The sequence below is a fragment of the Pandoraea sp. NE5 genome, assembly GCF_024363545.1.
Classification (GTDB): Bacteria; Pseudomonadota; Gammaproteobacteria; order Burkholderiales; family Burkholderiaceae; genus Pandoraea; species Pandoraea cepalis.
Genome location: NZ_AP025517.1, coordinates 622,561 through 648,335, shown reverse-complemented (window position 1 = coordinate 648,335; position 25,775 = coordinate 622,561). Strand labels below are relative to the sequence as shown.

The 25,775-nt window shown below is 62.8% G+C and carries 23 protein-coding genes and 1 other RNA gene; 19 read left to right on the top strand and 5 right to left on the bottom strand.

The genetic code is table 11. The features are described 5' to 3' along the window. The first annotated feature begins 129 nt into the window (after positions 1 to 129). From PanNE5_RS03015 to PanNE5_RS02995, 5 genes are all read left to right on the top strand, one after another. The gene (locus PanNE5_RS03015) at positions 130 to 723 is read left to right on the top strand and encodes a TetR/AcrR family transcriptional regulator (protein ID WP_017235629.1); all 594 of its coding nucleotides are present in this window, start codon (positions 130 to 132) and stop codon (positions 721 to 723) included. Positions 724 to 771: 48 nt separating this feature from the next. Beyond that, a complete protein-coding gene (locus PanNE5_RS03010; protein WP_150551580.1) occupies positions 772 to 2,559 on the top strand; it encodes an acyl-CoA dehydrogenase C-terminal domain-containing protein in 1,788 nt (595 codons plus the stop codon). A 77-nt stretch (positions 2,560 to 2,636) separates the two neighbouring features. Then, on the top strand, positions 2,637 to 5,021 hold the full coding sequence (locus tag PanNE5_RS03005; protein ID WP_261939788.1) for a 3-hydroxyacyl-CoA dehydrogenase/enoyl-CoA hydratase family protein: 2,385 nt from the start codon (positions 2,637 to 2,639) through the stop codon (positions 5,019 to 5,021). Positions 5,022 to 5,038: 17 nt separating this feature from the next. After that, positions 5,039 to 6,238: an acetyl-CoA C-acyltransferase gene (locus tag PanNE5_RS03000; protein WP_017235632.1), complete on the top strand. Its 1,200-nt coding sequence runs from the start codon at positions 5,039 to 5,041 to the stop codon at positions 6,236 to 6,238. Positions 6,239 to 6,408: 170 nt separating this feature from the next. Further along, positions 6,409 to 7,176, top strand: a complete 768-nt coding sequence (locus tag PanNE5_RS02995; RefSeq protein ID WP_150562441.1) for an enoyl-CoA hydratase — start codon at positions 6,409 to 6,411, stop codon at positions 7,174 to 7,176. A 99-nt stretch (positions 7,177 to 7,275) separates the two neighbouring features. Here the strand turns inward: PanNE5_RS02995 and PanNE5_RS02990 are convergent, their stop codons facing one another. After that, the gene (locus PanNE5_RS02990; RefSeq protein ID WP_017235634.1) at positions 7,276 to 7,695 is read right to left on the bottom strand and encodes an acyl-CoA thioesterase; all 420 of its coding nucleotides are present in this window, start codon (positions 7,693 to 7,695) and stop codon (positions 7,276 to 7,278) included. Between the two features lie 212 nt (positions 7,696 to 7,907). On the opposite strand from PanNE5_RS02990, the gene PanNE5_RS02985 reads away from it, so the two are divergent. The 7 genes from PanNE5_RS02985 to PanNE5_RS02955 all read left to right on the top strand — a co-directional run bounded on the left by PanNE5_RS02985 (position 7,908) and on the right by PanNE5_RS02955 (position 15,735). Beyond that, complete coding sequence (locus PanNE5_RS02985; protein WP_017235635.1) at positions 7,908 to 9,812, top strand: ABCB family ABC transporter ATP-binding protein/permease; 1,905 nt, start codon at positions 7,908 to 7,910, stop codon at positions 9,810 to 9,812. A 145-nt stretch (positions 9,813 to 9,957) separates the two neighbouring features. Beyond that, positions 9,958 to 10,914 (top strand): LysR family transcriptional regulator, encoded by a 957-nt coding sequence (locus PanNE5_RS02980; RefSeq protein ID WP_017235636.1) that lies wholly within the window; start codon positions 9,958 to 9,960, stop codon positions 10,912 to 10,914. A 209-nt stretch (positions 10,915 to 11,123) separates the two neighbouring features. Beyond that, entirely contained in the window at positions 11,124 to 12,410 is a 1,287-nt protein-coding gene (locus PanNE5_RS02975) for a Glu/Leu/Phe/Val family dehydrogenase (RefSeq protein WP_017235637.1), read from the top strand. Positions 12,411 to 12,574: 164 nt separating this feature from the next. Further along, on the top strand, positions 12,575 to 13,483 hold the full coding sequence (locus tag PanNE5_RS02970) for a glutamate/aspartate ABC transporter substrate-binding protein (RefSeq protein WP_017235638.1): 909 nt from the start codon (positions 12,575 to 12,577) through the stop codon (positions 13,481 to 13,483). A gap of 109 nt (positions 13,484 to 13,592) precedes the next feature. Then, the gene (locus tag PanNE5_RS02965) at positions 13,593 to 14,333 is read left to right on the top strand and encodes an amino acid ABC transporter permease (protein ID WP_017235640.1); all 741 of its coding nucleotides are present in this window, start codon (positions 13,593 to 13,595) and stop codon (positions 14,331 to 14,333) included. Continuing rightward, positions 14,333 to 15,013, top strand: a complete 681-nt coding sequence (gene gltK / locus PanNE5_RS02960) for a glutamate/aspartate ABC transporter permease GltK (protein ID WP_017235641.1) — start codon at positions 14,333 to 14,335, stop codon at positions 15,011 to 15,013. Before PanNE5_RS02965 ends, gltK begins: the two co-directional genes overlap by 1 nt. Next, positions 15,010 to 15,735, top strand: a complete 726-nt coding sequence (locus tag PanNE5_RS02955) for an amino acid ABC transporter ATP-binding protein (protein WP_017235642.1) — start codon at positions 15,010 to 15,012, stop codon at positions 15,733 to 15,735. The genes gltK and PanNE5_RS02955 overlap by 4 nt, the downstream gene beginning before the upstream one ends. Before the next feature lie 74 nt (positions 15,736 to 15,809). Here the strand turns inward: PanNE5_RS02955 and PanNE5_RS02950 are convergent, their stop codons facing one another. Further along, positions 15,810 to 16,640, bottom strand: coding sequence for a class II glutamine amidotransferase (locus tag PanNE5_RS02950; protein WP_017235643.1), 831 nt, complete (start codon positions 16,638 to 16,640; stop codon positions 15,810 to 15,812). Between the two features lie 194 nt (positions 16,641 to 16,834). On the opposite strand from PanNE5_RS02950, the gene pyrC reads away from it, so the two are divergent. The 3 genes from pyrC to rnpB all read left to right on the top strand — a co-directional run bounded on the left by pyrC (position 16,835) and on the right by rnpB (position 19,232). After that, on the top strand, positions 16,835 to 17,872 hold the full coding sequence (gene pyrC / locus PanNE5_RS02945; protein WP_261939201.1) for a dihydroorotase: 1,038 nt from the start codon (positions 16,835 to 16,837) through the stop codon (positions 17,870 to 17,872). A 44-nt stretch (positions 17,873 to 17,916) separates the two neighbouring features. Beyond that, on the top strand, positions 17,917 to 18,699 hold the full coding sequence (locus tag PanNE5_RS02940) for a DUF3025 domain-containing protein (RefSeq protein WP_261939200.1): 783 nt from the start codon (positions 17,917 to 17,919) through the stop codon (positions 18,697 to 18,699). Positions 18,700 to 18,822: 123 nt separating this feature from the next. Continuing rightward, positions 18,823 to 19,232: RNase P RNA component class A (gene rnpB, locus PanNE5_RS02935), an RNA gene on the top strand. An 88-nt stretch (positions 19,233 to 19,320) separates the two neighbouring features. On the opposite strand, the gene PanNE5_RS02930 is transcribed toward rnpB, so the two are convergent. Then, positions 19,321 to 19,743, bottom strand: a complete 423-nt coding sequence (locus tag PanNE5_RS02930; RefSeq protein WP_026132304.1) for an OsmC family protein — start codon at positions 19,741 to 19,743, stop codon at positions 19,321 to 19,323. 637 nt (positions 19,744 to 20,380) lie between these two features. Here PanNE5_RS02930 and rplM point away from each other — a divergent pair. From rplM to erpA, 4 genes are all read left to right on the top strand, one after another. Further along, a complete protein-coding gene (gene rplM, locus PanNE5_RS02925) occupies positions 20,381 to 20,809 on the top strand; it encodes a 50S ribosomal protein L13 (protein WP_010805091.1) in 429 nt (142 codons plus the stop codon). Between the two features lie 10 nt (positions 20,810 to 20,819). After that, complete coding sequence (rpsI, locus tag PanNE5_RS02920; RefSeq protein ID WP_010805092.1) at positions 20,820 to 21,215, top strand: 30S ribosomal protein S9; 396 nt, start codon at positions 20,820 to 20,822, stop codon at positions 21,213 to 21,215. 183 nt (positions 21,216 to 21,398) lie between these two features. Further along, the gene (gene argC / locus PanNE5_RS02915; protein ID WP_017235648.1) at positions 21,399 to 22,442 is read left to right on the top strand and encodes an N-acetyl-gamma-glutamyl-phosphate reductase; all 1,044 of its coding nucleotides are present in this window, start codon (positions 21,399 to 21,401) and stop codon (positions 22,440 to 22,442) included. Positions 22,443 to 22,539: 97 nt separating this feature from the next. After that, positions 22,540 to 22,905 carry an iron-sulfur cluster insertion protein ErpA gene (gene erpA, locus PanNE5_RS02910; protein ID WP_017235649.1) on the top strand — a complete coding sequence of 122 codons (366 nt, stop codon included), beginning with the start codon at positions 22,540 to 22,542 and terminating at the stop codon, positions 22,903 to 22,905. Between the two features lie 99 nt (positions 22,906 to 23,004). On the opposite strand, the gene PanNE5_RS02905 is transcribed toward erpA, so the two are convergent. Together PanNE5_RS02905 and PanNE5_RS02900 are read right to left on the bottom strand one after the other, a co-directional pair. Further along, on the bottom strand, positions 23,005 to 24,153 hold the full coding sequence (locus tag PanNE5_RS02905; RefSeq protein ID WP_261939199.1) for an anhydro-N-acetylmuramic acid kinase: 1,149 nt from the start codon (positions 24,151 to 24,153) through the stop codon (positions 23,005 to 23,007). Positions 24,154 to 24,246: 93 nt separating this feature from the next. Continuing rightward, positions 24,247 to 25,617 carry a M23 family metallopeptidase gene (locus PanNE5_RS02900; protein WP_261939198.1) on the bottom strand — a complete coding sequence of 457 codons (1,371 nt, stop codon included), beginning with the start codon at positions 25,615 to 25,617 and terminating at the stop codon, positions 24,247 to 24,249. Positions 25,618 to 25,775: the final 158 nt, after the last annotated feature.

Below are 25,775 nucleotides of genomic sequence, written 5' to 3'. Positions count from 1 at the left end.
ACGGCTACCGATTAGGTATTCCGATCTAATAAATTCCTTGTTCGCCCATGGGTGTCCCCCAATAATAGGACGGCCGTTCGATTTTTTGGTTAGCATCGGAGAACGGATAACCAAAGCGATGCCAAACATATGCGAAAGGGTGAACAGACACGAGCCGCCATCCTGAATGCCGCGCTGGAACTTGCGGGGCGCGATGGACTTGAGGGGCTGACGATCGGCTTGCTGGCTGATCGTATGCAGATGAGCAAGAGCGGCGTCTTCGCGCATTTCGGTTCGCGCGAGGACTTGCAGATTGAAGTGCTGCGCGAGTATCACCGGCGTTTCGAGGACGAGGTGTTCGCCCCCGGGATGGAAGCTCCGCGCGGCCTGCCGCGACTCAGGGCGCTGGTGGATCGCTGGATGGACAAGCGCATTCGCGAGGTGACGACGGGCTGTATCTATATCAGCGGTGCCGTCGAGTACGACGATCGCGCGGCCAGCCCGGTGCGCGAGGCCTTGGTGAAGAGCGTGCGGTTGTGGCGATCGGCCCTGCTGCGCGCGATCACGCAAGCGAAGGAGGAGGGGCATTTGCGTGCGGACACCGATCCGCGTCTGATGCTCTTTGAAATGTACAGCCTGACACTTGGCTTGCATCACGACGCGCGGTTCCTCCGGGAGCCGGGGGCCGTCGAGATGACCCGGGTGGCGCTGGAAAAACTGATTTCGTCTTATCAGCGCGGGTGAGGCGCGAGCCGTCCGCGATTCAATTCGATTTGTTCGGAGGAGTAGGTCATGGGACAGTACAACGCGCCGCTGCGCGACATGCAATTCGTTTTGCACGAACTGCTGGGCGTGGAAAACGAATTGAAGGCATTGCCGAAACACGCGGACATCGATGCCGACACCATCAACCAGGTGCTCGAAGAGGCCGGCAAGTTCTGCAGCGAAGTCGTCTTCCCGCTGAATCAGGTGGGTGATCGCGAGGGCTGCAAGTACGAAGGCGATGGCGTCGTCACGACGCCGACCGGCTTCAAGCAGGCCTATCAGCAATACGTCGAGGCCGGCTGGCCCTCGCTGGCGTGCGACCCCGCGTTCGGAGGCCAAGGGCTGCCGCAGGTCGTCAACAACGCCCTGTATGAAATGCTCAACTCCGCCAACCAGGCCTGGACGATGTATCCCGGCCTGTCGCACGGCGCTTACGAGTGCCTGCATGCGCATGGCACGCCTGAGCAGCAATCCACCTATCTGCCGAAGATCGTATCGGGCGAATGGACCGGTACGATGTGCCTGACCGAGCCGCACTGCGGCACCGACCTGGGCATGCTGCGCACGAAGGCCGAGCCGAATGGCGACGGCTCGTACGCCATCTCCGGCACCAAGATCTTCATCTCCGCCGGCGAGCACGACATGGCCGCCAACATCGTCCACCTTGTGCTGGCCCGCCTGCCGGACGCGCCGCCGGGAACGAAGGGTATCTCGCTGTTCGTTGTGCCGAAGTTCATCCCCGACGCGAATGGCGCACCGGGTGAGCGCAACGGCATCAAGTGCGGCTCGATCGAGCACAAGATGGGCATTCACGGCAATGCCACCTGCGTGATGAACCTCGACGGCGCGCGCGGCTGGCTCGTTGGCGAACCGAACAAGGGCCTGAATGCCATGTTCGTGATGATGAACGCCGCGCGTCAGGGCGTGGGCATGCAGGGCATGGGCCTGACGGAAGTCGCCTACCAGAACTCGTTGGTGTACGCGAAGGAGCGCATTCAGATGCGCTCGCTCACCGGCCCGAAGGCGCCGGACAAGCCGGCGGATCCGATCATCGTGCATCCGGACGTGCGCCGCATGCTGCTCACGCAGAAAGCCTATGTGGAAGGCGGTCGCGCGTTCTCTTACTGGACCGCGCTGCACATCGACAAGGAGCTGTCGCACGGTGACGAAGCCGAGCGTCGTGAAGCCGCCGATCTGGTCGCGCTGCTCACGCCGATCATCAAGGCCTTCCTGACCGACAACGCGTTCGAGTGCACCAACCATGCGATGCAAATTTACGGCGGCCACGGCTTCATCTCCGAGTGGGGCATGGAGCAGTATGTGCGCGACGCACGCATCAACATGATCTACGAGGGCACGAACTCGATTCAGGCGCTCGACCTGTTGGGCCGCAAGGTGCTCGGCGACATGGGGGCGAAGCTCAAGAAGTTCGGCAAGCTCGTGCAGGACTTCGTCGAGGCCGAAGGCACGAAGGAAGAAATGCAGGAGTTCGTCAATCCCCTCGCGGACATCGGCGACAAGGTGCAGAAGCTGACGATGGAAATCGGCATGAAGGCCATGGCCAATCCAGACGAAGTGGGCGCCGCCTCGGTGCCGTATCAGCGCGTGGTCGGCCATCTCGTGTTCGCTTACTTCTGGGCACGCATGGCGCGCATCGCGCTTGACAAGCAAGGCAGCGGCGACAAGTTCTACGAATCGAAGCTCGCCACGGCGCGTTTCTATTTCGCCAAGTTGCTGCCGGAGACCGCGTCGCAAATCCGCATGGCCCGTGCCGGTGCGAAGACGCTGATGGAAGTCGACGTCGACCTGTTCTGAGAGCGGAGGAGATCACCGTGAGCCAAACCAACAAACCCCTGGTCGTACGCAAGGTCGCTGTGCTGGGCGCCGGCGTGATGGGTGCGCAGATTGCCGCGCACCTCGTCAATGCGAAAGTGCCCGTCGTGCTGTTCGATCTGCCGGCCAAGGAAGGCCCGAAGAATGGCATCGTCCTGCGTGCCATCGACGGCCTGAAGAAGCTGAGCCCCGCGCCGTTCGCCGACAAGGCCGACGCCCAATACATCGAAGCGGCGAATTACGAGGACGACCTTGCAACCCTCGCCGGCTGCGACGTGGTGATCGAAGCGATCGCCGAGCGCATGGACTGGAAGCATGACCTGTACAAGAAGGTCGCGCCGCATCTGGCCAAGCACGCAATTTTCGCGTCGAATACGTCGGGCCTGTCGATCACTGAACTCTCGGAAGGCTTCGATGCCGATCTGAAGTCGCGCTTCTGCGGCGTGCACTTCTTCAATCCCCCGCGCTATATGCATCTGGTCGAATTGATCCCGACCGCCACCACGGCGCCGGAGATTCTCGACCAACTCGAAACGTTCCTCACGTCCACGCTCGGCAAGGGCGTGGTGCGCGCGAAGGATACGCCGAACTTCATCGCCAACCGCGTGGGCGTGTTCTCGATTCTGGCGGTGTTCGCCGAAGCGCAGAAGTATGGCATTCCGTTCGATGTGGTCGATGACCTGACCGGCAGCAAGCTGGGTCGTGCCAAGTCGGCCACGTTCCGCACGGCCGACGTGGTCGGTCTGGACACGATGGCGCACGTGATCAAGACGATGCAGGACGGCCTCAAGGACGACCCGTTCGCCCCGACGTATGCCACGCCGCCGGTGCTCAAGGCACTCGTAGAAAAGGGCGCGCTGGGTCAGAAGACGGGCGCGGGTTTCTACAAGAAGGAAGGCAAGGTCATCAAGGTGCTCGACCCGCAATCGGGTGAGTATGTCGAGTCGGGCAAGAAGGCCGACGAGATGGTCGTGCGCATTCTGAAGAAAGCGCCGGCCGAGCGTCTGCGTCTGCTGCGCGAATCGACGAACCCGCAAGCCCAGTTTCTGTGGGCGGTGTTCCGCGATGTGTTCCATTACATCGGTGTGTATCTCGAGCAGATCGCCGACAACGCACGTGAAGTCGACTTCGCGATTCGCTGGGGCTTCGGCTGGAGCACCGGTCCGTTCGAGGACTGGCAAGCTGCGGGCTGGAAGGACATTGCGCAGTGGGTGCAGGAAGACATCGACGCCGGTCAGGCGCTCTCGAGCGCGCCGCTGCCCAAGTGGGTGACGAGCGGCAATGTCGCCGAGGCGGGCGGTGTGCACACGGCGAATGGCTCGTATGCACCGGCCAAGGACGCGTTCGTTGCGCGCAGCACGCTGCCGGTGTATCAGCGTCAGGTTTTCCCGGCCTCGCTCGTGGGCGACGCCAGCGCCGATCCGCGCAAGTTCGGCAAGACCATCGAAGAGAACGACGCCGTGCGCCTGTGGGTCGACGAGACCCCGGGGCAGGACGACGTGCTTATCGTCTCGTTCAAGTCGAAGATGAACACCATCGGGCCGGCCGTCATCGACGGGCTGACCCGCGCGATCGATCTGGCCGAGCAGCACTATCGCGGTGTGGTCGTATGGCAGCCCACGTCGCTCAAACTCGGTGCGCCGGGTGGTCCGTTCTCTGCCGGCGCCGATCTCGAAGCGGCCATGCCCGCGTTCATGATGGGCGGGGCGAAGGGTATCGAGCCGTTCATCAAGAAGTTCCAGGACGGCATGATGCGTGTGAAGTACGCGCAGGTGCCCGTCGTCTCGGCCGTCTCCGGTATTGCGCTGGGCGGCGGGTGCGAGCTGTTGCTGCATAGCGCGAAGCGCGTGGCGGCGCTCGAGAGCTACATCGGTCTCGTGGAAGTCGGTGTCGGGCTGGTGCCGGGCGGCGGCGGCCTGAAGGAAGCGGCGATCCGCGCAGCGGAAGCCGCGAGTGCCGCGGGCAGCGTGCAGTATCTCCAGTTCGTGACCAAGTCGTTCACCAATGCGGCGATGGCGAAGGTCTCGGCCTCGGCGCTCGACGCCCGCGACATGGGCTATCTGAAGCCGACGGACACCATCGTGTACAACGTGCACGAACTGCTGTCGGTCGCCCGTAACGAGGCGCGCGCGCTGGCCATTGCCGGCTATCGTCCGCCGCTCAAGCCGGCTGGCATTCCTGTCGCCGGTCGCTCGGGGATCTCGACCATCAAGGCGTCGCTCGTGAATATGCGAGACGGCAACTTCATCTCGGCGCACGACTTCCTCATCGCCTCGCGCATCGCCGAAGCCGTGTGCGGCGGCGACGTGGAGGCCGGCAGCCTCGTGAACGAAGAATGGCTGCTGGCGCTCGAGCGTCGCGCCTTCATCGAACTGCTGGGCACGTCGAAGACCCAGGAACGCATCATGGGCATGCTGCAATCCGGCAAGCCGGTGCGCAACTAAGCCGATCGGAGACTGACATGAGCAAACAACTGCAAGACGCCTACATCGTTGCCGCCACGCGCGCGCCGATCGGCAAGGCACCCAAGGGCAGCTACAAGAACACGCGTCCGGACGACCTGCTCGCGACCATTCTCAAGAGTGCGCTCGCGCAGGTGCCGGATCTCGATCCTAAGGTCATCGAGGACGCCATCATCGGCTGTGCCATTCCCGAAGCCCAGCAGGGCCTGAACGTGGCGCGTATCGGCGCGCTGCTCTCGGGTCTGCCGAACACGGTGGGCGGGGTGACCGTCAACCGTTTCTGCGCCTCGGGCCTCACGGCGCTCGCGATGGCGGCGGACCGCATTCGTGTGGGCGAAGCCGACGCAATGTTCGCCGGGGGTATCGAGAGCATGAGCATGGTGCCGATGATGGGCAACACGCCGTCGCTCTCGCCGTCGATCTTCGAGCGCGACGAGAACGTGGGCATCGCGTACGGCATGGGGCTGACCGCCGAGAAGGTGGCGCAGCAATGGGGCGTGACGCGCGACGCGCAGGACGCCTTCGCGCTGGCCTCCCACCAGAAGGCGATCCAGGCGCAACAGGCGGGCGAATTCACGAACGAGATCACGCCGATCGAGATCGTCGAACGCTTCCCGAATCTGGCCACCGGCGACGTGTCGATCAAGACGCGCACGTTGTCGCTCGACGAAGGCCCGCGGCCGGATACGTCGATCGAAGGGCTCGGCAAACTGCGTCCGGTCTTCGCGAACAAGGGGTCGGTCACGGCCGGCAACAGTTCGCAGACGTCGGATGGTGCCGGCGCGCTGCTCGTCGTGAGCGAGAAGATTCTCAAGCAGTTCAACCTCACGCCGCTCGCCCGTTTCGTGTCGTTCGCCGTGCGCGGCGTGCCGCCCGAGATCATGGGTATCGGTCCGAAGGAGGCGATTCCCGCGGCTCTGCGCGCGGCGGGCCTGTCGCAGCAGGACATGGACTGGATCGAACTGAACGAGGCGTTTGCCGCGCAGGCCCTTGCCGTCATCAAGGATCTGGATCTCGACACCCGCAAGGTCAACCCGATGGGCGGCGCTATCGCGCTGGGCCACCCGCTGGGCGCGACCGGCGCGATCCGTGCCGCGACCGTGGTGCACGCGCTGCGCCGTCACAACCTGAAGTACGGGATGGTGACCATGTGCGTGGGGACCGGCATGGGCGCGGCGGGGATTCTCGAGCGCATGTAAGCGGGCGTGCCGTAGGCCGTCCGCTGGCAATCGTCAGACATGCGGCGGACGACGGCCCAGGGCGCCGGGGTGCGGTTTCGCAACAGCGCGACCGCCCCCGGCGTTCTCATCTACGGCGGGCAGTGACCCGGCGTCGCCAGAGGCCCGGAACATCCGAGGAGACACACGAGATGGAAGACGTATTGGTGCATCGCCAGGGCGCGGTGCAGGTGCTGACCTTCAACCGCGCGCACAAGAAGAATGCGATTACCGCCGCGATGTATCAGGCAATGGCCGAAGGCATTGCCGAGGCGGAGGCCGATCCGTCGTTGCGCGTGATCCTGATCCAGGGGCAGCCGGAGGCCTTTTCGGCAGGCAACGATCTCGAAGACTTTCTGAAAAACCCGCCGAAGGACGACGACGCCCCCGTGTTCCAGTTCCTGCGTGCGATCAGCCAGGCGACCAAACCCATTGTCGCGGCCGTGGCGGGCAATGCGGTCGGCGTCGGCACGACACTGCTGCTGCACTGCGATGTCGTGTATGCCACGCAAACCGCTCGCTTCTCGCTGCCGTTTTCGCAACTGGCGTTGTGTCCGGAGGCGGCGTCGAGCTGGCTGCTGCCGCGCGTGGCGGGCTACCAGCGTGCCGCCGAGAAGCTGCTTTTCGGTGAGCCGTTCGACGTGAACGAGGCCGTCGCGATGGGCTTCGTCAACCGTGCTGTGCCGGCGGACGAACTGGCCGACTACGCCGCGAAGCGTGCCGCGCAACTCGCGGCCATGCCGGCGGCGTCGCTGCGCGTGACCAAGCAGCTGATGAAGGGCGACAGCGCGCAAGCGGTGCAGTCGCGTATTCGCGACGAGGCGTTGGAGTTCGGTAAACGGCTCGTCTCTCCGGAAGCGCGTGAGGCGTTCACGGCGTTCTTCGAGAAGCGCAAGCCGGATTTCAGTCAGTTTTCATAACGCCTCCGCCGTCGCCGGGAAGACTCGGCGGCACAGCAGGCGCATCGACGCCGCACGCCTCATTCTGCGAGACGGCGGCGTTTTTTTGTTGGCGGACGCTCAGCTCGCCGTGTCGAGCTTGGGCAGCGGGCGCGGACGGCGATCTTCGTCGGTCGCCACGTACGTGACCATCGCCTCGGTGACCTTGACGATCTCGTGCGACAGGCGCATGCGTTGCGCATAGGCCTCGACGTAGACGGTGATCGACGTATTGCCGGTCTTCACGATCGTCGCGTAAAAGCTCAGCAGGTCGCCCACGAACACCGGCTCCTTGAACAGGAACGAGTTGACGGCAATGGTCGCCACGCGGCCGTTGGCGCGCTGTGCGGCGGGAATCGAGCCGGCAATGTCGACCTGCGACATGATCCAGCCGCCGAATACGTCGCCGTGGGCGTTGGCGTCGGCAGGCATCGGCAGTACGCGCAACGCCAGTTCTTTTTCTTCGGGCAGGGCCGTGAGGGCGGCAGTCGAGGTACTCATGAGGATCCTTGCGTGAGCCGGGAAGACTGCGAAAGTCGGAAACCGCGAGAAAGACGGCGACGGCACGCCGCTGCCGGTCCTGCTTCGGGTTTCCACGGGCGGAAGAGCCGCCCGGCGTCGGCTCAGCATGAGACGCCGGGTTCTGCGAAAATACGCCATCGACGATTTTAGCGGAAAGCCCTCGAACGAGCCGGACGCCGCCCCTCCCCATCATGAGACGTTACTCTTCGGCCGAGCCTGCACCGACGGCCTCCGACGCCGCTCGCCCCCCCCGCGGCGACTGGCAAGTCATCAAATCGCTGTTCCCGTATCTGCTCGAATTCCGCGGACGCGTCACGCTGGCGCTGTCGTGTCTCGTCATGGCGAAGGTGGCCAACCTCGGCGTGCCCATCATCATGAAGCACATCGTCGACGGGCTCGGCCCCGTGGCGACCTTCTCCGCCACGGCGCGCGCATCGGGCGATGCAAGCCTGATCGTCGTGGGCGGGCTCGGTCTGCTGGTCGTGGCATATGGGGTGGTGCGCCTGTCCACGTCGCTCTTCACCGAACTGCGGGAAATGTTGTTCTCGAAGGTGACGGAAAGCGCGGTGCGGCAAATCGCGCTCAAGGTGTTTCGCCATTTGCACGCGCTGTCGCTGCGCTTTCACCTGGAGCGTCAGACGGGCGGCATGAGTCGCGACATCGAGCGCGGCACGCGGGGCATCCAGTCGATGATCTCGTACTCGCTCTACAGCATTCTGCCCACGCTCATCGAGGTGGCGCTCGTGCTCGGCTTCTTCGTCGTGCGCTACGACGCGTTTTACGCCATCGTCACGCTCGTGGCACTGTCGTTCTACATCGTGTTCACGGTGAAAGTCACGGAGTGGCGCACGCATTTTCGTCGCACGATGAACGAACTCGACTCGAAAGCCAACGCGCGCGCCATCGATTCGCTGATCAACTACGAGACGGTGAAGTATTTCGGCAACGAGGCGTTCGAGACGCAGCGTTACGACGAGAACCTCAAGCGCTATCGCGCCGCGGCGATTCGGTCGCAGAACTCGCTCTCGGTGCTGAATTTCGGACAGCAGGCGATCATCGCGACCGGACTCATCCTGATTCTCTGGCATGCCACCCAAGGCGTGATGAGTGGCCGCATGACGCTCGGCGACCTGGTGCTCGTCAACACCTTCATGCTGCAACTCTACATTCCGCTGAATTTCCTCGGCGTGATCTATCGCGAACTCAAACAGGCGATGACCGACATGGATCGCATGTTCACGTTGCTCGACGTGAATCGCGAAGTTGCCGATCCGCCGGGTGCGGCGCCACTTGTCTGTCATGGCGGCACCGTGCGTTTCGAGCACGTGAATTTCGGGTACGAGGCGTCGCGCCAGATTCTGCACGACGTCGATTTCACCGTGGCGGCGGGCACGACCACGGCTGTCGTCGGGCACAGCGGCTCGGGAAAATCGACACTCTCACGCCTGCTGTTTCGCTTCTACGACGTCGGCTTCCCCGGCGCGGCGGCGGGGCGCATCACCATCGACGGGCAGGACATTCGCGACGTCACGCAGGACTCGCTGCGCGCGGCCATCGGTATCGTGCCGCAGGACACTGTGCTGTTCAACGACACGATCTACTACAACATCGCGTACGGCAATCCGTCGGCGTCGCGCGAGCAGGTCATCGCCGCGGCCCGTGCGGCGCATATCCACGACTTCATCGAGAGCCTGCCGGCCGGCTATGAATCGATGGTCGGCGAGCGCGGGCTCAAGCTCTCCGGCGGCGAGAAGCAGCGCGTGGCGATTGCGCGCACCCTTCTCAAGAATCCGCATATCCTGATTTTCGACGAGGCGACCTCGGCGCTGGACTCGCGCTCCGAGCAGGCGATTCAGGCGGAATTGCGCAACATCGCCCGTGAACGCACGACGCTTGTCATCGCGCACCGCCTCTCGACGGTCGTGCACGCCGCGCAGATCATCGTGCTCGACAAGGGCCGCATCGTGGAGCGTGGCACGCACGACGACCTGCTGCGTGCCGAAGGACTCTACGCGCAGATGTGGGCGTTGCAACAGCAGCGTCGCGACGGGGAGGGCGATGCCGAGGCGTCGCACTTCGCCACGGTGGTGTCCTGAGGGCGCGTGGCAACTCGGCCGTCGGGCGGAAGGCAGGGCGGTTGAGCCGTTGGGCAGTTGGACGACTGGCGCGGACGCGGGTCTGTGCGCCGGCCGGACGATTGAGTAGACTAGCGCGCTGACATCGCCGACGCGGGAGTGCCGCATGGAAATCAAATGGCTCGAGGACTTCGTGTCGCTCGCCAAGACGAACAGTTTCAGTCGTTCGGCCGAGTTGCGCCATGTGACGCAGCCGGCGTTCTCGCGCCGGATTCAGTCGCTCGAAGCGTGGCTTGGCAGTGAACTGATCGACCGATCGAGCTATCCCACGCGCCTCACCGCGGCCGGCGAAGTGTTCTATGAGCAGGCGCTGGCATTGCTCTCGCAAGCGCAGGAGGCGCGCGCCTTGCTGCGCGAACAGCGCTCGGCCGACCATTCGGTGCTCGATTTCGCCGTGCCGCACACGCTGTCGATGACGTTCTTCCCGCGATGGCTCAAGGCGCTGGAGAAGCGTCTGGGCCTGTTGCGCAGCCGTTTGCGTGCGCTCAACGTGCACGACGCGGCGATGTCGCTGACCGATGGCGGCTGCGATCTCCTGATGTGCTACTACCATCCGAGCCAGCCCTTGCAACTCGATGCGGCGCGCTACGAGATGATCGTGCTCGGCAGCGAGCGGTTCAGCCCCTACAGCGCCCCGACGCCGCAAAAGCGCGCCCGCTTCAAGCTGCCCGGCACGCCCGACGCGCCGGTGCCCTACCTCGCCTACACGGCGAATGCCTATCTCGGCCGGATGACCGATCTGCTCGCCGGCGACGCGTCGAGCCGGCTGCATCTGGACAAGGTGTACGAGACCGACATGGCCGAGGCGCTCAAGGCCATGGTGCTCGCCGGACACGGTGTGGCCTTTCTGCCGGAAAGCGCCGTGGTCGATTCGGTCGCGCGCGGCGAGTTGGTCGATCTCGCGCCCCCGGGCAAGGCGGCGGCCCCATGGCATCTGGACATGGAGATTCGCCTGTATCGCGACCGTCTGGCCTATACCGACGCCAGCAACCGGCGCGAGCTGACCAAGCGCGATGCGCTCGAGGCGTTCTGGCAAGCCGTGCGCGATCAGATCAAAGGCTGACCGGCGTGCGTGCCGGATCGGCGCGATGCGCGTCGATTCGCGGAATGTCGGGATAATTTCAGACGGGCGGCAAAACTATGCATGAAATGCATAGTTGCATGTTTATTCGGCATTGGATTGTTCTCGGGGGTTCTCGGTAAAGTGCCAGCCATTCGTGTCGCAAGCACGGTATGTGCGTGCGGCGCAGATTGAAGCCGGAGAATTCCATAATGTCGCAAACGTCACATATCTTGCCTTCTTACCTGCAGGCCGATGATCTCGGTCCGTGGGGCAACTACCTTCAACAGGTCGACCGCGTCACGCCTTACCTGGGCACGCTGTCGCGCTGGGTCGAAACCCTCAAGCGTCCCAAGCGCATCCTGATCGTCGACTGCCCGATCGAACTCGACAATGGCACCATCGCCCATTTCGAGGGCTATCGTGTCCAGCACAATACGTCGCGCGGCCCCGGTAAGGGCGGTGTGCGTTTTCACCAGGACGTCACGCTGTCCGAAGTCATGGCGCTGTCGGCCTGGATGTCGGTCAAGAACGCAGCGGTGAACGTGCCTTACGGCGGCGCCAAGGGCGGCATTCGTGTCGACCCGCGCAAGCTCTCGCGCGGAGAACTCGAGCGTCTGACGCGTCGTTACACCAGCGAAATCAACATCATTATCGGGCCGACGAAGGATATTCCGGCGCCGGACGTCAACACCAATGAGCAGATCATGGCGTGGATGATGGATACCTACTCGATGAACGAGGGGTCCACGGCCACCGGCGTGGTGACCGGCAAGCCGATTTCGCTGGGCGGCTCGCTGGGCCGTCGTGAAGCCACGGGCCGCGGCGTGTTCGTGGTGAGTTGCGAGGCGGCCCGCCGCCTGGGACTCGACGTGCGCGGCGCACGCGTGGTGGTACAGGGCTTCGGCAACGTGGGGGGCATTGCCGCCCGTCTGTTCCACGAGGCGGGTGCGCATGTCATCGGCGTGCAAGATCACACCGGTACGATCTACAAGTCCGACGGCCTCGACGTGCCGAACCTGCTCAAGCACGTGGCCGAAACCGGCGGCGTGGGCGGCTTCCCGGCGGCTGAGACCATCAAGGACGACGAGTTCTGGTCGCTGGACTGCGAGTTCATGATTCCGGCGGCACTCGAAAACCAGATCACCGAGAAAAACGCCGACAAGATCCGCGCGAAGATCGTGGTCGAAGGGGCCAATGGCCCGACGACGACGGCGGCCGACGACATCTTGCGCAGCAAGAACATTCTTGTCGTGCCGGACGTGGTGGCCAACGCCGGCGGCGTGACGGTCTCGTACTTCGAGTGGGTGCAGGATTTCTCGAGCTTCTTCTGGACCGAGGAAGAGATCAACCACCGTCTGGAGCGCATCATGCGCGAAGCGTTCGATGGCGTGTGGCATGTGGCGCAGGAGCATAAGGTTTCGCTGCGTACTGCCGCATTCATCGTGGCGTGTACCCGTATTCTGCAAGCCCGTGAGATGCGCGGTCTGTACCCCTGATCAGGCGGTGCTGTCCGGCTAAGTAGTAATACGCAATAATGCGTAAAACAGAATGTTCGGGGCGATTTGCGTTAAGAAAGACGTACGTTCCGAACATTCGATAATAAAAAAATGGGCAAATGCGGTGCTAAAATGCATCTGTTTTTTGCCAAGGAGACTAAAGAATGACCCTCTCGAAAATTGCATTGGCGATGTGCTGTGTTGGCTTGATGGCAGGTGCTGCCCAGGCGCAGGAAACCGGTACGCTCAAGAAAATCAAGGACACCGGCGTCATCTCGCTGGGTAACCGCGAATCCTCGATTCCGTTCTCGTTCTATGACAATAACCACAATGTCGTTGGCTATGCCAATGATGTGGCGATGGCCGTCGTGGCCGAAGTCAAGAAGGAACTCAAGCTGCCGAACCTGAAGGTCACGCAGACGCCGATCACGTCTCAGAACCGCATTCCGCTGGTTCAGAACGGCACGATCGACATGGAGTGCGGTTCGACCACGAACAACGCCGAGCGTCAGAAGCAGGCAGCGTTCTCGAACACGTTCTTCATCATCGGCACGCGTTTGCTGGCGAAGAACAGCTCGGGCATCAAGGACTTCGCCGACCTCAAGGGCAAGAACGTCGTGACCACGGCGGGCACGACCTCCGAGCGTCTGCTGCGCGAGATGAACCAGAAGGACAACATGGGCATGAACATCATCAGCGCCAAGGACCACGGAGAAGCCGCGATCACGCTGCACTCGGGCCGTGCCGTCGCGTTCATGATGGATGACGCCCTGCTCGCGGGCGAGCGCGCCAAGTTCAAGGACGCCAAGGACTACAGCATTGTCGGCAAGCCGCAATCGTATGAAGCCTACGGCTGCATGATGCGCAAGGACGATCCGGCCTTCAAGAAGCTGGTGGACAAGGCCGTTGCCGATTACCAGAAGTCGGGCCAGGCGCAGAAGGACTTCGCCAAGTGGTTCCAGCAGCCGATCGCTGCGCTGGGCGGCGTGAATATGGACTTCCCCCCGTCGGCCGAGATGGCCGCGCTGTGGAAGTCGCCGAACGACCACGCTGACGTTCAAGGCGCCAAGTAAGCCTCGCAGGCTTCACGAGTCGCCGAGCACCATCAGTGCGTAATGCCGAAGCGGAAGGAGCCAATCCTTCCGCTTCTTTTTAAGCAAGACAAGTAGAAAAGGGGAGATCATGGCTCTCGGTCTCGATTTCAGTTTTTTCTTCCAGCCTGTGGCAACGGGCGAGGGGACGACCTATTTCGGGTGGTTGCTCTCGGGCTTCAAGCTCACGCTTGAAGTTGGCCTCGGCGGCTGGATCATTGCGCTCATCGTGGGCTCCGTGCTCGGCGTGATGCGCACCATCCCCAACAAATGGATATCCGGCTTCGCGACGGCCTACGTCGAGTTGTTCCGGAACATCCCGTTGCTTATCCAGTTGTTTTTCTGGTACTACGTGGCGCCCGACTTCCTGCCGGAATCGGTTCGTACGTGGTTGTTCGCGCTTAATCCGGCGAGCGTCTCGCTGCTCACCGGCGTGATCGGCCTGGGGCTCTTTACGGCGGCCCGGGTGTGTGAGCAGGTGCGCTCCGGTATCAATTCCCTGCCCAAGGGCCAGAAGAGCGCCGGTCTGGCCATGGGGCTCACGCTCCCGCAGACGTACCGCTTCGTACTGCTGCCGGTGGCCTTCCGTGTGGTGATTCCGCCGGTCACCTCGGAATTCGTCAACATCTTCAAGAACTCGGCCGTGATCTCGACGGTGAACCTGCTCGAACTGACCGGGCAGGGCAAGCAGCTCATCGATTACACGGCGCATAGCTATGAGTCCTTCATTGCTGTGACGATCGCGTACATGATCATCAACGTCGCGGTGCTGGTGCTCATGCGCTTCATCGAAGCCAAGACCCGCCTGCCGGGCTACATCGGGGGCAAATAATGGGTGAGATCTTCGCATGGGGCGGCGCTATCGACGCGATGCCGCTGCTCGTCAAGGGCATGATCACCACGCTGCAGATCACGGTGCTCGCCGTGGTCGTGGGCATCCTCTGGGGCACGATTCTCGCGATGATGCGTCTGTCGGGCGTGACCGTGCTGAAATGGTTTGCGGATCTGTACGTGAACCTGTTCCGCTCGATTCCGCTGCTGATGGTGCTGCTGTGGTTCTTCCTGATCGTGCCGCAGGTGTTGCGTTCGGTGCTCGATGTGCCGCCGACCTGGGACATCCGGATGGTCTCGGCACTCGTCGCCTTCTCGCTGTTCGAAGCGGCGTATTATTCGGAAATCATTCGCGCGGGTATCCAGAGCGTATCGCGGGGCCAGATGTCCGCCGCCTACGCGCTGGGCATGTCGTACTGGCAGGCGATGGCGCTCGTGGTGCTGCCGCAGGCGTTCCGCAACATGGTGCCGTTGTTGCTGACCCAGGGCATCATTCTGTTCCAGGACACCTCGCTCGTATACGCGATCGCCTTGGCCGACTTCTTCGGCATGGCGTACCAGGTGGGCCAGCGTGACGGCACGTTGCCCGCAATGATTGTGTTTGCCGGAGCGGTCTACTTTGTGATCTGCTTCACGGTTTCGATGTCGGTTAAACGTCTTCAGAAGAGGTTGGCGAAATGATTACCCTTAAAAACGTCTCCAAGTGGTACGGCCAGTTCCAGGTGCTCACGGACTGCTCCACTGAAGTCAAGAAGGGTGAAGTCGTGGTGGTGTGCGGCCCGTCGGGTTCGGGCAAGTCCACGCTCATCAAGACCGTCAACGGTCTGGAGCCGATCCAGCAAGGCGAGATCATCGTCGATGGCACATCGGTCGCCGATCCGAAGACGAACCTGGCCAAGCTGCGCTCGCGCGTAGGCATGGTGTTCCAGCACTTCGAATTGTTCCCGCACCTGTCGATCACCGAAAACCTGACGCTCGCGCAGGTCAAGGTGCTCGGTCGCAGCAAGGACGCCGCCCGTGTCAAGGGCCTGAAGTTGCTGGAGCGCGTGGGCCTGACGGCGCATGCCCACAAGTTCCCGGGCCAGCTCTCGGGCGGTCAGCAGCAGCGCGTGGCCATCGCTCGCGCCCTGTGCATGGACCCGATCGCCATGCTGTTCGACGAGCCGACCTCGGCGCTCGACCCGGAAATGATCAACGAAGTGCTCGACGTGATGGTCGAATTGGCGCAGGAAGGCATGACCATGATGGTGGTTACGCACGAAATGGGCTTCGCCAAGAAGGTCGCGAACCGTGTGATCTTCATGGATCAAGGCATCATCGTCGAAGACGACAAGAAGGACGAGTTCTTCGCGAATCCGAAGTCGGACCGCGCCAAGGACTTCCTGGCCAAGATCCTGCACTGATCGTTGGTGCGGGTGGAATGAAAAAAGCGTGCCTTCGGGCACGCTTTTTTATGCTCGTCGGCGTCGTCGCGGGCTTACTGGCAGGCAGTGTTCTGCTCGTTGCGCAGACGAACGGCTTCGGGAATCGGCACGACGGTGCGCAGCGACGGCCCCCCCTTCTCGAACAGAATCAACTCACCCGGTGCGAAGGTCGTCCAGACTTCGTTGTCGGTGAGCGGTGCCGTGGCGATCACCGCCACGCGATCGGCCGGCGTCGTGAACTTGGAAAAATCGATTTCCCAGTCGGCGTCGATCAGATGCGCCTTCGTGAACGGCCACTGGCGGGCGATGAAGTGCAGCCGTGTCGAGCAGTGCGCGATCAGCGCCTGGCCGTTCGAGAGGACGAAGTTGAATACGCCGTGGCGCGTGATCGTGCGCGTAATGTCCTCGACCGCATGGAACAACTCGTCGAGTGGCGGTTGCGAACCGGGGAAGCGCTTGCGCAGGCCCTGCATGATGTCGCAGAAGGCGCGCTCGCTGTCGGTCGTCCCCACGGGCTGGTAGACGCCCGAGAGAAACGGATCGTAGTCATGCAGATCGCCGTTGTGCGCGAAGATCCAGTGGCGTCCCCATAGCTCGCGTTGGAACGGGTGGCAGTTCTCCAGCTCAACGATGCCCTGTGTCGCTTTGCGGATATGCGCGATGACGTTCTTGGACTTGATCGGGTATTTCTTCACCAGCTCGGCGATGGGCGAGTTCGCGGCGGCCTGGTGATCGATGAACAGCCGGCAGGCCTTGTCTTCGAAGAATGCAATGCCCCAGCCGTCCGCGTGGTGATCCGTACCGCCTCCACGCGCTGCGAAACCGGTAAATGAGAACGTGATGTCGGTCGGTTCCGCGCAATTCATTGCGAGCAGTTGGCACATGGGGCGGGTCAATCGAAGATGGGTTGCGCACGTCGTGTCGGAGCGCCGCAACCAGTACAATATGGGGTTGCACAAGCATAGCACTGGCCCCTGTGTACGTACATTGCCGCCCAATCGGTCCGTCGCGCCGACGCGTCACCGCGCGGCGACGGTCTCATGGGCTTGCCGTCTCCCCCAGCTCCCGGAAAACGCCCATGATCAACGAACTGACTATCACCCGCCCCGATGACTGGCACCTGCACGTGCGCGATGGCGACGTGCTCAAGAGCGTGCTGCCCGACAGCGCCCGCCAGTTCGGGCGCGCGATCATCATGCCGAACCTCAAGCCGCCGGTCACGACGACCGAACTCGCCGCCGCGTATCGCGAGCGTATTCTCGCGGCGCGCCCGGCCGGCAATGCGTTCGAGCCGCTCATGACCCTGTATCTGACCGACAACACGGCCGCCGACGAAATCCGTCGCGCGAAGGCATCGGGCTTCGTGCATGGGGTGAAGCTCTACCCCGCCGGCGCCACGACGAACTCCGACGCCGGTGTGACCGATCTGGCCAAGTGCCGCGGCGCGCTCGAAGCGATGCAGGACGTTGGCATGCCGCTGCTCGTGCACGGTGAGGTGACGAGCGCCGACATCGACATCTTCGATCGTGAAAAGGTCTTTATCGACCGCGTGATGTCGCCGCTGCGCCGCGATTTCCCGGGCCTCAAGGTGGTGTTCGAACACATCACGACCCAGGACGCCGCCGAGTATGTCGCACAGGCCGACGGCCCCATCGCCGCCACGATCACCGCGCATCACCTGCTGTACAACCGCAACGCGATCTTCACGGGCGGTATTCGTCCGCATTACTACTGCCTGCCGGTGCTCAAGCGCGAGACGCATCGCGACGCGCTCGTGAAGGCGGCTACGTCAGGCAGTCCGCGCTTCTTCCTCGGTACCGACAGTGCCCCGCACGCACGCGAAGCGAAGGAAGCCGCCTGTGGCTGCGCCGGCTGCTACACGGCGCTGCACGCGGTAGAGCTGTACGCCGAGGCGTTCGACAAGGCCGGCGCGCTCGACAAGTTCGAAGGCTTCGCCAGCTTCCACGGCCCGGATTTCTACGAACTGCCGCGCAATAGCGACAAGATCACCCTGGTGCGTGAAGACTGGGAACTGCCGGCGGCACTGCCGATGGGCGATGCGACCGTGGTGCCGTTGCGCGGCGGCGAAGTCATCGGCTGGAAGTTCAAGGGGTGAGTCCAGTGGACGCGTCGGCGCCTTTGGCGTCCACGCGGACAGGCTTGCCGGCGATCGACTGGCACGCGCCCTGGTTCGACGCGGTTGCCGAGCGGGGACGGGACGCCTTGGCGGGCGCCGACTGGCGCGAGGCGCTGTCGGCGCAAGCGGCGGCGGCCGGACAGGTGAGTGGGCGGGGGCGGGCGTTGCGATTCGTCGCCCCACAGGCGCTTCCCGCCGACACCGCCTACGAGGCCTTCATCGCGGACACAGGCGGGGTACCGACGCGCCCTAATCTGCATGACTTCTTCAATGCGCTGATCTGGCTGGCCTATCCGCGCGGCAAGGCGGCGCTCAACGCTCGTCAGGCCGCCGCCATCGCCGTCGACGGTGTGCAAGCCACGCGCGGTGCCACGCGCGATGCCGCCACCCTCTTCGACGAAAATGCCGTCCTCTTCGCGTGTAGCGACCCTGCGCTGGGCGGGGCGCTTCGGGCGTTCGACTGGCACACGCTCTTCGTTGCACGGCGTGCCGATTGGGGGCGCGCCTGCGAGGTGCAGCCTTTCGGGCATGCGTTGCTGGAGAAGCTCGTTGCCCCGTACCCGGCAGTGACCGCGCACGCGTGGATCGTGGACGTGCCACACGCCTACTTTGGCTGGACACCGAATGCGCGCCGCGCCTGGCTCGACGCCCGGATCGCGCCGGGGCTCGCCAATGGGCCGCTCACGACACGTGACTTCGCCCCCTTGCCGGTGTTGGGCATCCCCGATTGGTGGCCGGCCAACCAAGACCCCGCCTATTATCGGGACACCTCGGTCTTCCGGCCTGGCCGGCGTCGGACGAGCTGAGTGTCTCGGTGGCGCGTGGGCCAGGAGGGCGGACGTTGGGCAGAGTCAGGCGCTGAAGTAGGGCAGGGGCAGGGCGGCGGAACGGCGGCGGCACGGCGGCACGCGTGGTACACTTCCGCCCGCAGAGTCGGCCAGACAATCGCCGCCTCCCTTTGGGAGGGGGAGGAAAGTCCGGACTCCACAGGGCAGGGTGATGGCTAACGGCCATCCGTCGTGAGACGCGGAACAGGGCAACAGAGAACAGACCGCCGATGGCCCCTGGCGCAAGCCAGGCGGATCAGGTAAGGGTGAAACGGTGCGGTAAGAGCGCACCGCGGCGTGCGGCAACGCACACGGCACGGTAACCTCCACCCGGAGCAATTCCAAATAGGCAGGTGAACGGCATGCGCCTCGTGCGGATGCCGGCAACGGGGCCCCCGGGAGCCTGCGGGTAGGAAGCTTGAGCGGCGCAGTGATGCGTCGCCTAGAGGAATGATTGTCAGGCGCGGCGCGAGTCGCGTTCACAGAATCCGGCTTATCGGCCGGCTCTGCATCCGAACAAAACACAAAAGGCTCCCGCTGGGAGCCTTTTGTGTTTCCAACGTCATCGTGTCGGCGAGCCATGGCCGGACCGAGCGATTCTCAGCCTTCGACGATCTCGACGCTATGGGTGATCTCCGCCGTCTTCGCGAGCATGATCGACGCCGAGCAGTACTTGTCGTGAGAGAGGGTCACCGCGCGCTCCACCGTGGCGGGGTTCAGATTGCGCCCCGTCACCGTGAAGTGGAAGTGAATCTTGGTAAAGACCTTCGGATCTTCGCTGGCCCGCTCGGCCTTGAGCGTGACGTTGCAATCCTTCACTTCGGCCCGGCTCTTCTTGAGAATCAGCACGACGTCGTACGCCGTACATCCGCCCGTGCCAACCAACAGCATTTCCATCGGACGCGGCGCCTGATTGTGACCGCCACCCTCCGGGGCACCGTCCATTGCGACGATGTGTCCGCTTCCCGTCTGGGCGACGAAAGCCATACCGTCCTGGCCCATCCAACTCACCTTGCATTCCATATTCCGAAACCCCGATATCCCGTTCAAGCGAAAATTGTAACGGCTTCCGCTAAGGCGCGTACGACGCTCAACGCGACCTTGGGATGCCGACCTGGGCAGCACGGGTTGCTGCGTCGCAATATTGGCGCTTTTTTGATCGTGGTTTCAGGCGGATAAACCCTAAAGTTAGATGTTGGACTCTACTGGCCGCGTTGTTACGTAAGGTTTTTTGATGGTAACCATTTGATTTTAATGTAGATAATTGTCAGTCCCTCATCTTCCGGCCATTCCGCATTATGGTTATTGATTTCGCACTATAAATTTTCTTGCATCGCACCATCGGGTTTGCTAGACTGCAGTCATTGGTTGTTGTGCTTCACAGCAATTCTGCCAGTGTCTCCTCCACCCTCCTCCTTTGGTGGATTTAACCCGGACCCATGAGGTTCGGGTTTTTTTTTGTGCGTCGGGAAACGCTGTTTACCGACGAGTGGTTTTTTCTGTATAATCAACGGCTTTTCCGGAAATGCCCACGGAAGATACATCAGGGAGAGCCTGCAAGCACAGGACTGCGCCATGCGATGCAAATCGCGAGGACGCGGCCGGCAGACAAGCAGGAAGTTGATGTTAATGGGGCAAATGTATTTTATTTGGATCGATCATGAAGACGTTTTCCGCTAAGCCGGCAGAGGTGACGCGCGAATGGTTTGTGATTGACGCGACGGACAAAGTCCTCGGCCGTGTCGCCAGCGAAGTGGCACGCCGTCTGCGCGGCAAACACAAACCGGAATTCACGCCGCACGTTGACACGGGTGATTACATCATCATCGTCAATGCTGCCAAGCTGAAAGTTACGGGCGCAAAGCAAACCGACAAGAAGTACTACCGTCACACGGGTTACCCGGGCGGTATCTACGAAACCACGTTTGGCAAAATGCAAGAGCGTTTCCCGGGCCGTGCGCTCGAGAAGGCCGTGAAGGGCATGCTGCCGAAGGGTCCGCTGGGCTACGCGATGATCAAGAAGCTGAAGGTTTACGCCGACGGTAACCATCCGCACGAAGCGCAGCAACCGAAGTCGCTCGAGATCTAAGGGCCACGCCATGTTCAAAAACGATTGGAATTACGGCACCGGCCGTCGCAAAAGCGCTGTTGCTCGCGTCTTCATCAAGGCTGGCAAGGGCGACATCGTCGTCAACGGCAAGCCGATCAAAGAGTACTTCGCTCGCGAAACGTCGCTGATGATCGTTCGTCAGCCGCTCGAGTTGACCAACCACGCTGAAACGTTCGACATCAAGGTCAACGTGTCCGGCGGCGGTGAAACGGGTCAGGCCGGTGCGGTTCGTCACGGGATCACCCGCGCACTGATCGACTACGACGCGACGCTCAAGCCGACGCTGTCGACCGCTGGCTTCGTCACGCGCGACGCCCGTGAAGTCGAACGTAAGAAGGTGGGTCTGCACAAGGCTCGCCGTCGCAAGCAATTCTCGAAGCGTTAATCGCCCGAGTGCTTGTTCGCATCGGCCTCTGGCGGATGCAAGGAAAGGCCGCCTCGTGCGGCCTTTTTTCTATTGTGCGTCGCCTTTGGCGCGTGTGACTTGCGCAGGTGTCAGGCGCGTTGCCGTCCCACACGTGTCGTGGAAGCTTGATAGAATCGCGGTTCCGATTGAAAGGGGTAGGACATGGTCAAGGTAGGTATCGTAGGCGGCACCGGCTACACCGGTGTGGAGCTGCTCCGTTTGCTGGCACAGCACCCGGAAGTGAAGTTGACGGCGATCACCTCGCGCAAGGAAGCGGGTACGCCGGTCGCCGATATGTATCCGAACCTGCGAGGCCGTGTCGACCTGGCGTTCTGCACGCCCGACGACGCCCGCCTGACCGATTGCGATGTGGTGTTCTTCGCCACGCCGCACGGCGTGGCCATGGCGCAAGCGCGTGAGCTGCTCGCCGCCGGTGTGCGCGTGATCGATCTGGCGGCGGATTTCCGCCTGAAAGATATCGCCACGTTCGAAAAGTGGTACGGCATGCCCCACGCTTGCCCCGACATTCTCGAAGAAGCCGTCTACGGCCTGCCCGAAATCAACCGCGACAAGATCAAGAGCGCCCGCGTCATCGGTCTGCCGGGCTGCTACCCCACGTCCGTGCAACTAGGCTATGCGCCGCTGTTTGCCGGTGGTCGCAAGCTGGTCGACCCCAAACACCTGATCGCCGATGCCAAGTCAGGGGCGAGCGGTGCGGGTCGCAAGGGGGAGACGTCGCTGATTCTCGCGGAGTCGGCCGACAACTTCAAGGCCTACGCCGTGAAGGGCCATCGCCATCACCCGGAAATCAAGCAGGGTCTGGAGGCGATCGCGGGCTACGACGTGGGCCTGACGTTCGTGCCGCACCTGCTGCCCACGATTCGCGGCATCCACTCGACGCTTTACGCGACGATCCTGCCCGAAGCGCGCGACACCGATTTCCAGGCGCTGTTCGAGACGTATTACGCCGGCGAGCCGTTCGTGGACGTGCTGCCGGCCGGCTCGATGCCGGAAACGCGCTGGGTGCGCGCATCGAACTATGTCCGTATGGCGGTGCATCGTCCGGGCAATGAAGATACGCTGGTGATCCTCGTCGTCGAGGACAATCTGGTCAAGGGTGCGTCCGGTCAGGGCGTGCAGTGTATGAACCTGATGTTCGGCTTGCCGGAGAACATGGGGCTGACCCATATTCCCGTACTGCCGTAACGGTATTTATGGTCTCTAAGCCCTTGATTTTTCTGCCGTCGGCACAATCTGGGAATAGAGACTAGAATGGTACCGAACCGATTTTTGGAGATTTGCGATGAACGCACCGCTTGAGGCCGCCGTCACGGAAATGCCCGCTTTCCTGGTCTTTACCGACAGCGCCGCGGACAAGGTCAAGCAACTGATCGACGAGGAAGGCAACGCCGAGCTGAAACTGCGCGTTTTCGTGCAGGGCGGCGGTTGCTCCGGCTTTCAGTATGGTTTCACCTTCGATGAAGACGTCAACGAAGACGATACCGTGCTCGACAAGAACGGCGTGTCGCTGCTGATCGACTCGATGAGCTATCAATACCTCGTCGGCGCCGAGATTGACTATAAGGAAGACATCAACGGCGCGCAGTTCGTGATCAAGAACCCGAACGCTTCCACGACTTGTGGCTGCGGTTCTTCGTTCTCGGTCTGAGCCGCACGAAATCCGTATCTGGATGCAGTACGAGACAGGGCCCGCAAGGGCCCTTTCTTATTGCTCCGTCGATTTCCTGGTGCGATGGGTGTGCCTGGCTCAGTGCGGATAGATCGCGCCGAGAATGCGAGGGCCGTGCGCGCCGGTGACGGATGCAAGATTCCCCGGTTGCCTGACCAGGCAACGTTGCGCGAGCCAGGCGAAGGCGCGGGCCTCGACTTGATGCGGCGGTACGCCGAGCGCCTCGGTCGTCGCGACGGTCACACCCGGCAAACGCGCCGCGATGGCTTGCATGAGTGCACGATTGCGCGTTCCGCCGCCGCAGGCGTAAAACCCTTTGCAGTCGGGCGCGTAACGCAACACGTCGTCGGCGACACACTGCGCGGTCAGCGCGACGAGCGTGGCCTGGACATCCACCGGCGACACGCCCGGAGCGGCCGCCAGTCGGGCATCCAGCCAGTTCGCGTGGAACAGGTCGCGACCGGTGCTCTTCGGCGGTGTCTGACGGAAGTAAGGCTCGCTCAACAACGTGCCCAGCAAGGCCTCGTCGACGTGTCCGCTGGCGCCCCAGGCGCCTGCGTCGTCATACGAGGTTCCGAGATGACGGGCGGCCCAACCATCGAGCAGTGCATTGCCCGGGCCGCAGTCAAAGCCGCAGACGGGCTGGCCGGATGCGGCCGCCGGCAGAATCGTCACATTGCTGATGCCGCCGAGATTGCAGACGACGCGCGTTTGCCCGGCATCCGAAAACACCGCCTGATGGTAGGCGGGCACAAGCGGTGCGCCCTGGCCGCCGGCGGCGACATCCCGGCTGCGAATGTCTGCGACGACATCGATGCCGGTCAATTCCGCGAGCAGTGCGGGCGCGTTGAGTTGGCGCGTATAACCGATTCCATCGAACTCGCCCGGACGGTGGCGGATCGTCTGCCCATGGGCGCCGATGGCAGCGATAGCGGACGCCGGCAATCCGGCCGCCGTGAGCAGCTCGCGCACGCAGTCCGCATAGACGCTTACCAATGCGTTCGCCGCCAGTGCTTCCCGGTGCAGTTCGTTTTCCGAGGGCGCTTGCAACACCATCAACGTTTCACGCAGATCGTCCGGAAAGGGGAGATAGGCTTCTGCGAGCACCGGCCCGCTGGCTGACGCGACGAGCACGCCGTCGACACCGTCGAGACTGGTGCCGGACATCAGGCCGATGAAATGGGAGGGGGATGCTGGGGCGTCGAGGTGGCGAGCGGTGTCGGTCATGGGCGGAGCGGGGGCCGGAGAAATCGAATCCGCACCGGGAGGGGGCGCAGGTGAGTCACCTATCGCCCCGCACAGTGCGGTCTCCAGCATACCTCAATCGCGCTCGGCGACCTGCACGGTGCGCATCAGATCGATGCGCTTGAGAAGGTTCTCGGCGTACATGTCGAATAGCTTCAGGCGCGGACCCGAAAGCGGCGCGACCGCCGCCACGTCCGTTGAGAACGGGTTGAGCGGCACACCCTTGAAGCGCAGTTCATAGTGCAGGTGCGGGCCGGTGGCCCAGCCCGTCTGTCCGACGAAGCCGATGACCTGACCTTGGGTGACACGCGTACCGGGCTTCATGCCTTGGCCGAAGCCGGACAGGTGGGCGTAACGCGTCTGGTAATTGCCTGAGTGATCGATCTCGACCAGATTGCCGTAACCGTTTTGCTTTCCGACGAACTTGACCACGCCGTCGCCGGCTGCAAACACGCGCGTGCCGATAGGCGCTGCCAGATCCACGCCTTCGTGCTGCTTCCACTTGTGCTGGAACGGATGCTCGCGACCGCCGAAGGCCGACGAAATCCGCGAAAATTCGACCGGCGTGCGCAGGAAAGCCTGTTTCAGATTGCGACCGTCAAAGCCGTAGTACGCGCCCTCGGGCGCGCCCTTCGGATCGGCGTACCAGATGGCCTGGTGCGTCTTGCCCTGATTGATGAACTCGATCGCCAGCACACGGCCAGTGCGCACGGTGCGATCCTGCTGCTTGATCACCTCGTACACGAGGCGGAAGCGGTCGCCGCGGCGAACGTCACGCTGGAAGTTGATCACCCCGGAGAAGATGTTCACCATCTGCGCGACGACCGCATCGGGCACGCCCGCATCGTCCATCGCCGTGAAGAAATTGCCCGCGATGGCACCGGAGCGCATGGCCCATTCGGTATCGTTGGCAAGCTGCTCCATACGGGCGCACAGGCGACCGCCATCGTTGCGATCGATCACCAGTTGCTGGGCCGCAGTGCTGCCGTTGGACAACACGGTGGAGAGCGAGACGAGCTTGCCGTCGTCGTCGGTCTCGGCCTGCACGACATTCCCTGGAGGCACGCCGATCAGGCGACGAGCGACGGCGTTCTCACGAATGAACCGCTCGGCCGCGGGGTCCTGGATCGACAACCGCGAGAGCATGTCGCCCAGGGTTTCGCCGCGGCGCAGGGCCACTTGATGAATAAAGGTCTGGGATTGCGCGTCGAGCTGCTGAATCTGTTTGGCCAGGTCGGGGAAGGTGAGCGGCAATGTCACGCTCACACCGTTGCGGGCCGCGTCGGGCACCATCGGTGCCACGCCGAAAGCGGTCACCATTCCCAACGTCAGGGCAGAACCGACCGTTGCCACGATTTGCACCTTCCTGCGACGGTGCTTGGGCTGCGTGGGATCGATCAGCGTCAGCAGTTCACGCGCAAAAAAATCACGGAGTTTTGGCCACATCACGTAAAATTCTGCGCAACTTACAAAAAAAGCCCGGGCGGAGCGGCACGCTTCGAGATTGCCTGTCGGAATTCCGGGGCAACCCGGCGTCGCTTCGGCCCGAGCCGAGAATTGAGCCGCGATTATAGCAGAGCTACCGCGGCCTCCGCCTTTACTGA

Bases quoted from the DNA above. Each gene is read 5' to 3' on its own strand.
- PanNE5_RS03000 (WP_017235632.1), top strand. From the start codon at position 5,039: ATGAGCAAACAACTGCAAGACGCCTACATCGTTGCCGCCACGCGCGCG.
- rpsI (WP_010805092.1), top strand. From the start codon at position 20,820: ATGTTCAAAAACGATTGGAATTACGGCACCGGCCGTCGCAAAAGCGCT.
- PanNE5_RS02900 (WP_261939198.1), bottom strand. From the start codon at position 25,617: ATGTGGCCAAAACTCCGTGATTTTTTTGCGCGTGAACTGCTGACGCTG.
- PanNE5_RS02995 (WP_150562441.1), top strand. From the start codon at position 6,409: ATGGAAGACGTATTGGTGCATCGCCAGGGCGCGGTGCAGGTGCTGACC.
- erpA (WP_017235649.1), top strand. From the start codon at position 22,540: ATGAACGCACCGCTTGAGGCCGCCGTCACGGAAATGCCCGCTTTCCTG.
- PanNE5_RS02980 (WP_017235636.1), top strand. From the start codon at position 9,958: ATGGAAATCAAATGGCTCGAGGACTTCGTGTCGCTCGCCAAGACGAAC.
- pyrC (WP_261939201.1), top strand. From the start codon at position 16,835: ATGATCAACGAACTGACTATCACCCGCCCCGATGACTGGCACCTGCAC.
- rplM (WP_010805091.1), top strand. From the start codon at position 20,381: ATGAAGACGTTTTCCGCTAAGCCGGCAGAGGTGACGCGCGAATGGTTT.
- PanNE5_RS02975 (WP_017235637.1), top strand. From the start codon at position 11,124: ATGTCGCAAACGTCACATATCTTGCCTTCTTACCTGCAGGCCGATGAT.
- PanNE5_RS02905 (WP_261939199.1), bottom strand. From the start codon at position 24,153: ATGACCGACACCGCTCGCCACCTCGACGCCCCAGCATCCCCCTCCCAT.
- PanNE5_RS03005 (WP_261939788.1), top strand. From the start codon at position 2,637: ATGGGTGCGCAGATTGCCGCGCACCTCGTCAATGCGAAAGTGCCCGTC.
- PanNE5_RS03015 (WP_017235629.1), top strand. From the start codon at position 130: ATGCGAAAGGGTGAACAGACACGAGCCGCCATCCTGAATGCCGCGCTG.
- argC (WP_017235648.1), top strand. From the start codon at position 21,399: ATGGTCAAGGTAGGTATCGTAGGCGGCACCGGCTACACCGGTGTGGAG.
- PanNE5_RS02950 (WP_017235643.1), bottom strand. From the start codon at position 16,640: ATGTGCCAACTGCTCGCAATGAATTGCGCGGAACCGACCGACATCACG.
- PanNE5_RS02970 (WP_017235638.1), top strand. From the start codon at position 12,575: ATGACCCTCTCGAAAATTGCATTGGCGATGTGCTGTGTTGGCTTGATG.
- PanNE5_RS02985 (WP_017235635.1), top strand. From the start codon at position 7,908: ATGAGACGTTACTCTTCGGCCGAGCCTGCACCGACGGCCTCCGACGCC.
- PanNE5_RS02955 (WP_017235642.1), top strand. From the start codon at position 15,010: ATGATTACCCTTAAAAACGTCTCCAAGTGGTACGGCCAGTTCCAGGTG.
- PanNE5_RS02965 (WP_017235640.1), top strand. From the start codon at position 13,593: ATGGCTCTCGGTCTCGATTTCAGTTTTTTCTTCCAGCCTGTGGCAACG.
- PanNE5_RS03010 (WP_150551580.1), top strand. From the start codon at position 772: ATGGGACAGTACAACGCGCCGCTGCGCGACATGCAATTCGTTTTGCAC.
- PanNE5_RS02930 (WP_026132304.1), bottom strand. From the start codon at position 19,743: ATGGAATGCAAGGTGAGTTGGATGGGCCAGGACGGTATGGCTTTCGTC.
- gltK (WP_017235641.1), top strand. From the start codon at position 14,333: ATGGGTGAGATCTTCGCATGGGGCGGCGCTATCGACGCGATGCCGCTG.
- PanNE5_RS02990 (WP_017235634.1), bottom strand. From the start codon at position 7,695: ATGAGTACCTCGACTGCCGCCCTCACGGCCCTGCCCGAAGAAAAAGAA.